General features: G+C 39.0%; 13 protein-coding genes and 1 pseudogene. 6 read left to right on the top strand and 8 right to left on the bottom strand.

The window, feature by feature from the left end; translation table 11 throughout:
* Positions 1-97: 97 nt before the first annotated feature.
* Together A9957_RS07450 and A9957_RS07445 are read right to left on the bottom strand one after the other, a co-directional pair.
* Positions 98-331, bottom strand: coding sequence for an acyl carrier protein (locus A9957_RS07450; protein ID WP_105461026.1), 234 nt, complete (start codon positions 329-331; stop codon positions 98-100).
* Positions 332-452: 121 nt separating this feature from the next.
* Positions 453-689: a holo-ACP synthase gene (locus tag A9957_RS07445; RefSeq protein WP_105461025.1), complete on the bottom strand. Its 237-nt coding sequence runs from the start codon at positions 687-689 to the stop codon at positions 453-455.
* A gap of 188 nt (positions 690-877) precedes the next feature.
* Between A9957_RS07445 and pseI the strand changes: the two genes are divergently transcribed.
* The 3 genes from pseI (at position 878) to A9957_RS10600 (ending at position 3,447) form a co-directional block, all read left to right on the top strand.
* Positions 878-1,924: a pseudaminic acid synthase gene (gene pseI / locus A9957_RS07440; RefSeq protein ID WP_105461024.1), complete on the top strand. Its 1,047-nt coding sequence runs from the start codon at positions 878-880 to the stop codon at positions 1,922-1,924.
* On the top strand, positions 1,921-2,670 hold the full coding sequence (locus A9957_RS07435; protein WP_292343718.1) for a TIM barrel protein: 750 nt from the start codon (positions 1,921-1,923) through the stop codon (positions 2,668-2,670). The genes pseI and A9957_RS07435 overlap by 4 nt, the downstream gene beginning before the upstream one ends.
* 444 nt (positions 2,671-3,114) lie before the next feature.
* A complete protein-coding gene (locus tag A9957_RS10600) occupies positions 3,115-3,447 on the top strand; it encodes an acyltransferase family protein (protein ID WP_367121908.1) in 333 nt (110 codons plus the stop codon).
* Between the two features lie 849 nt (positions 3,448-4,296).
* On the opposite strand, the gene A9957_RS07430 is transcribed toward A9957_RS10600, so the two are convergent.
* The 4 genes from A9957_RS07430 to A9957_RS07415 form a co-directional block, all read right to left on the bottom strand.
* Positions 4,297-4,551, bottom strand: coding sequence for a hypothetical protein (locus tag A9957_RS07430; RefSeq protein WP_146107120.1), 255 nt, complete (start codon positions 4,549-4,551; stop codon positions 4,297-4,299).
* On the bottom strand, positions 4,523-4,648 hold the full coding sequence (locus A9957_RS07425; RefSeq protein ID WP_258082633.1) for a hypothetical protein: 126 nt from the start codon (positions 4,646-4,648) through the stop codon (positions 4,523-4,525). Before A9957_RS07425 ends, A9957_RS07430 begins: the two co-directional genes overlap by 29 nt.
* 216 nt (positions 4,649-4,864) lie before the next feature.
* Complete coding sequence (locus tag A9957_RS07420) at positions 4,865-5,263, bottom strand: UDP-glucose/GDP-mannose dehydrogenase family protein (protein WP_367121907.1); 399 nt, start codon at positions 5,261-5,263, stop codon at positions 4,865-4,867.
* Positions 5,250-5,681: a DUF3368 domain-containing protein gene (locus tag A9957_RS07415; RefSeq protein WP_292343716.1), complete on the bottom strand. Its 432-nt coding sequence runs from the start codon at positions 5,679-5,681 to the stop codon at positions 5,250-5,252. The genes A9957_RS07420 and A9957_RS07415 overlap by 14 nt, the downstream gene beginning before the upstream one ends.
* A gap of 163 nt (positions 5,682-5,844) precedes the next feature.
* Between A9957_RS07415 and A9957_RS07410 the strand changes: the two genes are divergently transcribed.
* A complete protein-coding gene (locus tag A9957_RS07410) occupies positions 5,845-6,933 on the top strand; it encodes a transposase (protein ID WP_292343715.1) in 1,089 nt (362 codons plus the stop codon).
* Positions 6,934-7,020: 87 nt separating this feature from the next.
* On the opposite strand, the gene A9957_RS07405 is transcribed toward A9957_RS07410, so the two are convergent.
* Together A9957_RS07405 and A9957_RS07400 are read right to left on the bottom strand one after the other, a co-directional pair.
* Complete coding sequence (locus A9957_RS07405; RefSeq protein WP_105461017.1) at positions 7,021-7,281, bottom strand: UPF0175 family protein; 261 nt, start codon at positions 7,279-7,281, stop codon at positions 7,021-7,023.
* A gap of 92 nt (positions 7,282-7,373) precedes the next feature.
* Positions 7,374-7,556, bottom strand: a complete 183-nt coding sequence (locus A9957_RS07400) for a hypothetical protein (protein WP_292343713.1) — start codon at positions 7,554-7,556, stop codon at positions 7,374-7,376.
* Positions 7,557-7,666: 110 nt separating this feature from the next.
* Between A9957_RS07400 and A9957_RS07395 the strand changes: the two genes are divergently transcribed.
* Together A9957_RS07395 and A9957_RS07390 are read left to right on the top strand one after the other, a co-directional pair.
* Positions 7,667-8,794: a glycosyltransferase gene (locus A9957_RS07395; protein ID WP_292343712.1), complete on the top strand. Its 1,128-nt coding sequence runs from the start codon at positions 7,667-7,669 to the stop codon at positions 8,792-8,794.
* Between the two features lie 94 nt (positions 8,795-8,888).
* Positions 8,889-9,422 (top strand): annotated as a pseudogene (locus A9957_RS07390) (tryptophan-rich sensory protein); the annotation flags it as partial.

Here is a 9,422-nt window from a genome sequence, read left to right as displayed (position 1 = left end):
TTAATATAGTTGTCACCATATTCTATAGCTATCTTATCTAAATCTTTACTATTTTCAAACAGGAAATCAACAAAATTCATATCTATCACTGTTGGACTCAAGAAAGGTATTTCTTTACGATTTCTTTGACTTTTCCAAATGTTTCCATTGCAATAATGTCATCCATTTCGAATTCCACATCAAATGTATCTTCTAATTCATTTACAAGTTCAAGATGAACCAGTGAATCCCACGATTCATATGAATTGTAGGCGATAGAATCAGTAATTTCTGATTCATCGATTCCAATAACTTCTCCAAATATCTTTTTTATAGTATCTTCTTCACTCATTGTCAGTAACCTCCATAGCTATCACAAAAGCAATAGCGTTTTCTTTTGAATGAGATAAGCTAATCTTTATATTTAATTTGTCTTCATGTTTTTTCATTTCTATGTATGGTACACCATTGTTCTAATTAAGAATATGTACATCCTTAAAAAAAACATCGCATATACCTATATTGTACAAAGCTTTTATTACAGCCTCTTTTCCTACAAATCTTACTGCAATGTGAGGTGTAGGGTCTGTTTTTGAATAACAATATTTCAATTCTTGTGTTGATAAAAATTTCATTAAAAAAGGCTTATTACCCTTAATTTCTTCAAACCTAGATATATCATCGATGTCTACACCAATTCCTATATTCATACTACAACGACTCTTTTATATTCTCATATTGGCTTTAAATTGATTGATGTATTAGGAATAAAATGATTACAAATCTATTCCTTCATACCAAATCTATTTAAAAATGTAACTTTCTTATACGTCAAGTATCTAATAATTTGCTGACTATTTGAAGTTAATTGATCTATTTGTTATTCGAAGGTTATACAATGTACATGTATTTTAATAACATAAGTATAGGTTATTCGTCCCCCTCATTTATAATAGCAGAATTATCCGCCAACCATCTACAAAATTATGACCTGGCAATCGATACAATAAAAGCCATAAAAGAATCTGGGGCTGATGCTGTCAAAATACAAACATATACTCCAGATACTATTACCATGGACTGTGACAACGAATACTTCCAGATCAAGCAGGGTACCATCTGGGATGGAAAGACAATGTACCAGCTTTACAAGGAAGCATACACTCCATGGGAATGGCAACCCAAACTCAAGAAAATCGCTGAAGAGATGGGGCTTATATTTTTTTCATCGCCATTCGATAAAACTGCAGTAGATTTTCTTGAAGACATGAATGTTCCTGCTTACAAAGTCGCTTCCTTTGAAATTACAGACATTCCTCTCATAGAATATGTTGCATCGAAAGGAAAACCTGTAATAATTTCTACAGGTATTGCCACACTTACAGATATTGAAAAAGCAGTAAATGCATGTAAACGGATGGGCAATAAACAGATAGCACTTTTAAAATGTACTTCTGCGTACCCCTCTCCTCTTGAAGAAATAAACCTCAATACAATTCCAAACCTCAAAGATACTTTCAAAACCGTTGTAGGACTATCAGATCATACACCTGGGACCTCCGTGCCGATAGCTGCTACTGCACTCGGTGCTAAAATAATTGAAAAACATTTCATACTGGACCGTAACATTGGTGGACCGGATGCTCAGTTTTCGCTTGAGCCTCATGAATTCAAAGAGATGGTTGACTCTGTAAGAGACGTTGAAAAAGCGCTGGGGAGAGTTAGTTATGAGCTTACGGAGAAAATGAAACGGAGCCGGGAGTTTTCACGTTCTCTTTTTGTAGTGAATGATATAAAAAGAGGAGAGTTTTTTACCGATAATAATGTACGTTCCATAAGACCGGGGTTTGGTTTGCACCCGTGCCATCTTTCTTCCGTAATAGGCAAAAAAGCACGAACAGATATTCAACCAGGAACCCCTTTGAAATGGGATTTGATTGAATGAATTTTGGTTTGAAACTCTGGTCTACCAATGCAGATGTTATTGACAAAGCTGCTTGCCTTATAAAAGAAGATGTCTTCCAGTATATTGAGCTCACACCAATCCCAAATACTGAAATAGACCCTTTCCTGAAGCAGGATGTTCCGTATGTGATACATATCACTACTGAAAGACATGGTTTCAACATTGCGGACGAGAGTAAATGGGATTTTAATATTCAAGTCATTGATGAATGTATAGAATGGGCTGATAAACTGAATGCAAAGTATCTGGTTTTGCATCCGGGATTTGGTTCCATTGACAAATCGCTGGATTTTCTGCAAATGATAGATGATGATAGAATATTGATTGAAAATATGCCAAAAATCGGACTTTATGATGAGCAAATGATAGGCTATTCGCCGGAACAGATTGAATCGTTGATGGGATCAAAATTTGGATTCTGTCTGGACCTGAATCATGCAGTCAAAGCTGCAATTAGTTTAAGGCTCGATTACAAAGATTTTATATCGGAGTTTATGGAATTGAATCCCTCTTATTTTCACATTGCAGATGGCAGATTGAATTATGAGAAGGATGAACATTTAGCGATTGGGAAGGGTGAATACGATTTTGAATTCTTAAAGAATCTGATGAGATTTGCAAATAATACTCAGGTTACATTCGAAACGCCAAGGATGGACTTAAATTCCTTCTCAGATGATATTCGTAATATGAACATACTAAACCAGATTTCTACAAATAGATAATTCTACTATATCATAAAAGCCACTGTATACGTGATACAATTGTGACATATATATGTATTATTTAGTCATCCTCATCCACACTAACGAAATGCTCTTGTGCACACATCAATAATTTCTTGTCAGATTGTGTATACAAAGAGATTTCCAACTAATTCCCTCCCAAAAAGAAAATATGTATGCAAAAATCACTACAAATATAATCACATATGGAGGTTCAATAATTTTAGACCTGAAAAAGAAATATGAAGCCTGATAGTTACAGATACAATACGATATTGACAGACTCTGCCAAGGAAACAAAATAATCAGGATATTTAAGAGAAGACAATTTAAAAGAGGTTCAAAAAGACATTGCAAATCAAAATATTCTACTGAATAAAGCAAAGAACTAACGAACTTTTAATATCCAAAATATGATATACAGACATATTTGATGAATGAGGGATTACCATAACACAAGGACATGTTCACCTTGATCAGATTGACATCTTAAAGGGCTTTGCTATAATTTCAGTTATTTTGCTACATACTTGGCCAAGAGAATTATTATTGATAACCGGTGCTCCATTTCATATATGGCAAGCAGTTCCAATTTTTATCATTATTGCTGGATATGTTGGTGCTTTATCATATAAACGCCACCAAAATTCAACGTTGCTTCAATTATATAGTATAAGGTTACTCTCTCGTCGCATAAAAAGAATAATCGTTCCTTTCATTGTAGTATTTACCATTCAAATAATATATATATATATATATATATATATCCTGATGTAGGCCCGATTCAAATCACAAACATAATAACTTCTTTTATTTCAGGAGGACATGGCCCAGGCAGTTATTTTGTACCATTAATTATACAACATATTCTAATACTACCAATTCTATATGTTTGGATTATTAAATATCCCAAATATTTCATTCCCCTTACTTTTTTGATCTCCCTAACACTTGAACAATTAATGATACTATTATCTGTCCCTGTAGATGTTTATAGACTCCTCTATATACGTTATTTTTTTGCAGGAGCATTGGGAGTTTGGCTTGCAATAAACCACAAAACCCCTATTAAAATCCTTATTTTAGGTGCATTACTTAGTTCCATTTATATATTTGTAGTTAATTATCTCAATTATCAACCATCATTTATATACCCTGCATGGTCAAGTCAGCATTCCCCTTCCTACCTATGGACACTCCTAATTATTGTTGCAGGCATATCCTATTTTCCGGAAGATGCAACAAATCTCATTCAATCTTTAATTAAAAAACTAGGCCAAGCATCATGGCACATTTTTTTGGTCCAAATGACTTATTTTTGGATTTTAGGCTCACATGTAAAATCATTTTTTTTCAGTGGCCTTTCATATCCAATTAGCTTCGACATTCAGACGTTAACAGAAATATCACTAAAAGTTTCTACTCTCTCAGTTTTGAATCTAGTAATATGCCTTTATATCGGCTATATTTTCCATAAGAAATCTCTGCATAGTGCTACATAAAATAAAGAGTATAGCATTACACTCTATGAATTCATTTATATATTATTCCGATATAAATAAAAGATTTTTTAATTAATATCCACTCACAGACAAACAAATCAGCACAAACGTTCCCAACAAACACTCACACCCTCCTCCCTCCCCTATCCGCAAGTTTCTCAATAACCCTCTCCGCCTCCTCATCGACCTGAGCTTTCCGTTTACGCTTTTCATACTCTCCAACAATATGGTCAAGCGCCATGCTTTTCCTGCACTTCCGCTCCTTCATCACCCAGTAGATTACCGAAAGTGTATTCCTGTCCACGGTTGTATGGATTGTCGCCCTCAGAAAGCCACCTCCTGCAAAAAGATCAGTCCTTGTCCTCCTCGTATAGTTCATTCAGTTCTCTGGACAATTCGTTGGCCTTCTCCAGCACCTCCGGTGAATTGGCAATCTTGGCAAGATTTACCTGCGTGCGGGAAACGTTCTGGTTCACATTGACCTCCACATTCCCTTTTCGCTAAGTTCCGGACAACTGCGCTCAAGCCACCAGGCAGCCGCCCGCCAGTTTTTAGCTGCGGCCCTTTAGATAATGGCAACATTGCGTGCTATGACCTCAGCTCGGGCCTCTTGACCTCGCAATAAAAATAAAATTTGATTTGTGGCTCAGATATGATAGCCACAATTTGAGGTGTTGATAACACTAAATTAATCAAAATATTTCATGCCCGTTCTTATCCCCTCTGCCAATCCCCTTATACACAAACCCTGCATCAATGAAAGCATCCGGCTCCACCACATTCCTGCCATCCACAATAACTGGATGAGCCTGTCCGGACAACTCCTGCAAAACCTTTGGCTCCAGAGAATAATACTGCCTGTGCCCTGCAAAGATCACCACTGCGTCCACACCGTCCAGCACTGCATCCAGGTCTTGGGAGATCTCCACATCCGGATACTGCAGGACATGCGGATCGTGTACTTTAACCTCCGCACCTGCATCGATCAATAGATCACGATAGGGCTCTGCCGGGGTATTCCTGGCATCATCTGAATCATTGAGGAAAGGCCGATCCGGTATGGCTGCATTAATAATGTTATTCCTCTGCATATTGTAAAACCCGATTATACAATTTATCGTCAATCCAGAATCCTGTCTCGTTACGAAGTTTATCTAATTCATCCTGAAGAGACATAATTCTGCCTTCAGACTTCGCACGCATCAAAATACCAATAATTCCGGTTATCCGCAATCCATACAGGTTCGCTACTCTTCTTGCCTCGGACTCATCCAGAAAAACTACATCAGGTTGCTGCTCAATAGCCAGTGCAATAGTTTCAGCCTCTCCGGCATGTAATTCCCGCTTAAGCAATCGAACCACGGACTCATTTGCAGGTGCCATGATCTTTACCCAACCCAAACTGTGGGCTTTCCTCACCTCAAGAGCACCGGATCTGCCATGGCCCTCCTCAACAACCTCCTTCCACACATCAGGCGTAATGAGGGTCTTATCATAAAATTCTTTCAACTTTTCGAGCAGGATTCTCCTTTTCGTAAGGTAGGAGAGGAATGCGCCTGATATTTCACAAAAGCAATTTTTTATAATATGTAAGTGAACATACTATTGTATGTTTCTCACTAAAACAGTTATCTTGAAAATAACAAATCCTGATAATGATTTAGTGGAAACTATGCAGAAATATTCAGATGGAATGAATTATGCTTCTGAAATCGTTTTTGACAATGGTAAACCAATTCCAGCAATGAAATTACAGAAGGAAGTTTACTCCTATCTTCGTGAAACATTAAAATTAAAATCCCAGATGAGTTGCAACATTCCAAGACAGGTGGCAGGATGTTACAAAACATTAAGCAAACAGAAAAAGTCGAAATGGCAAAAGGTACAATTTTCGCCGTCTTCGATGACCTTTTCTTACAAAAGGGATTTTACTGTTAGTGAAGATACGGTCAAAATAACCACTATTAATGGAAGAAAATCTTATTCCATTTTGAATTATGATTACGCAAAACAGTATTTTGATGGTTCATGGAAATATCAGGCATCCAAAGTTGTAAAACACAGGGATGGAGATTATTATTTCCATCTGTGTGTGGAGAAAGAAATCCCTGATAAAGAATTGACAGATGCATCTACCTTTATGGGTATAGATGTTGGTATGAACTATCTTGCTGTTGCTTCCACTACCGACAGGAAATGTAGTTTTTTTGCTGGGGGTGAAATTAAGAATATTCGCAACCAGTACAAGTCAATGCGAAAGCGTTTACAATCGAAGGGAACTTTATCTGCAAAACGTATGTTAAAACATATTGCAGGTAAAGAGAAACGTCTTATGCGAGATGTAAACCACACAATCTCAAAAGAAATTGTGAAATTTGCAGTTGAAAAAGGTGTATCTGTAATAGGTCTGGAAGATTTATCAGGAATACGTGACTCAACTCTTTATAAAACTCCCAAAAAGAGAAGACATAACCACAGTAGTTGGGCTTTTCGTCAATTACAAACGTTCATTGAATACAAAGCAAAAGAAGCAGGCATAATTACACATTATGTTGACCCTTCTTATACTTCTCAAACATGTATTCGATGTAATCATATCTCACAAAACAATCGTAATAGATTGTCTTTTAGATGTGAAAAATGTGGTTATGAAAACAATGCAGACTTAATTGGTGCAATGAATATTGAACACAAAACACGAGATTACAGGTATATCCTGGAATCTCTGGGGTGCTTGTCAGCCACCCAGACGAATGCTTAATTGACATTCAAGCCCCTTGTCGTAAGGGAGGGGTAGTTGACTAACTCCAGGCGACCAATCCCTGCAGAATGAATCAAAGTGGAAGAATCACTGATGGCTTCGGACATAATCAAGATCTTCATCCAAATTTTGTTCAGTATAGTGACGGGAAATTCCATGTCGCCCCAAAAGTTCCTCGAACTCCCATCGAGTCATCCCGGCAAGAGCACAGGCTTTACCGGATGAAAGTATACCACGTTGATACAATGCCAAAGAAAGTTCTTTGTGCAGTTCCCGATCCAAATCCTCCGGGGGCAAATGAATCGCATCTACAACATCATCAGGTATTTCCAATGCAAGTGCACTCATTTTTCTTCCTCTGTTCTTTTATCATAGATTATTCTTTATCTATTCATAATTATACTTGTCCCTATAAAGTATAGATATGTATCGATCTGTATTTACTCAAACATCTTATGCCCGTTCTTATCCCCTCTGCCAATCCCCTTATACACAAACCCTGCATCAATAAAAGCATCCGGCTCCACCACATTCCTGCCATCCACGATAACAGAATGAGTCTGTCCGGACAACTCCTGCAACTGCCCGGGATACAGAGAATAAATACGGCCTGTGGCCTGCAAAGATCACGCTATGTACACACACACTACGGAAGGATACTCCTGCTCTAAAAGTTAAATATATACATAACATCCCAAACAATTATATCCCATTCACACCCAAATCCAGACCAATGAACTCCCTACTCATCGCAGCAATAATATTCACCGCCATCCCGGTTATTACATATCTTATTTACGTCCTGGCCATCCTTAGATCCCCCAACTCAAAAATCCACACGCCTAATTCCCAGCCTCCGATCACAGTGGTAATTCCCACCTACAATGAAAGCGAGGTCATCGAACACCGCATCAAAAACCTTGTGGAAATGGATTATCCTGCAGAAAATATTCATGTGATTGTAGTGGATGACCAGTCCACAGACAATACGGTAGGGCTGGCTGCAGAGGCTTTTAAAAAGTATGACCTATCCGGCGAAGTGATCGTGAAGGAAAAACGTACCGGTACCAATGCCTCGGTGAACATGGGAGTAGGAGAGGCAACTACCGATTTTGTGGTGACAACGGATGCAGATGTCACCTTTGAGCCTGATGCGGTAAACCACGCCCTGGGCCGGTTGCTCAGCGATGAGAAGATTGGAGCGGTCTGCGGGGAACTGGAACCCATCGCTCGCAGGGATTCCTTTACCACCCATTCCGAGAAGGCTTACAGGGATGTTTATGGGAAGATGTGTTCCTGGGAAAGCGGCCTGCATTCCACCTACTGTTTCAATGGCCCCCTTATTGTGCTGAGGAAAAAAGCCTTTTCTCCGATTCCCGAAACAAAGGGTGCATCCGATGCAGGCATGGCGCTGCGCATCATCCGCAATGGCTACCGTTGCCTCTACGAATCCTCTGCCCGGTTCTCTGAATATATCACCAATGACATGAGCCAGCAGCGCCGCCAGAAACTCAGGCGTTCGGCACGATTGCAGGAAGCCACTCTGCACAATCTCGGTCTGATCTCACCCAGTTACGGAAAATTCGGGCTGTTTGTGCTGCCCCTGAGATTTATTATGTTCTTCATAGCACCTGCCTCATTCTTCCTGGCAGTGATACTCTGGTCGGTGGTACTGGGTGGGATCAATATTTTATGGGGCATCGGAGTATGGGTTATTTTTGGCCTGGCACTGCTCTCAGGGCAATGGAAATCCAATCTTGTATCTTCATTTATCTGGCACCAGATCTACCTGCTGGTAAGTCTGGTCTACATGTCCAAGGGAGTCCACGTCTGGCAGGCGATTGAAAGGAAGAAAGTATAAGCAGCGATACAAATATCTCTCCTGATTTACATCAATTAGTTTGCAGAAATATTTCAAAGGTAAGGGAAATATAGAACAAAACCAGCCAACATTGATGATCAAAATAATCACCACAGTAACCTTTTTGGCAATGATTATTGTCAATTCACTGGCCAATGCTCTCCCTATCAATGGACTAACTACCGGCCAGATATCGGATTTCTATCCCAACCTCTTTGCCCTGGCAGGCTGGACCTTTGCAATCTGGGGACTCATCTATATGCTGCTGGCAGGATATACACTATATCAGCTTGGAGTATTTCAGGACAATACGGATACTGCCAGAGGTAAATTACTAAATAAAATAGGAATTCTCTTCTCAATTTCCTCCATTGCCAACGCCACTGTTCTTCTTGTCAGTCTGAACTGGCAGGGTTTTGGTTTAAGTGAACCCACATGGGCATCTATAATAATCATTCTTGGCTTTCTTATAGGAGCCGTGACAATGCTGAAAAACAGGGATGTTGCCTATGGCCTTGTTATTGTGTGGGCATATGCGAGCATATTGTCCAAACACATCTCAACTGATGGTTTTGGAGGGCAGTATCCCCTGATTATCCACAATTGTCTGCATTGGATTGCTACTTCT

The organism is Methanohalophilus sp. DAL1, from assembly GCF_001683555.1.
Lineage (GTDB): Archaea > Halobacteriota > Methanosarcinia > Methanosarcinales > Methanosarcinaceae > Methanohalophilus > Methanohalophilus euhalobius.
This window is presented reverse-complemented; position numbering and strand designations above follow the sequence as displayed.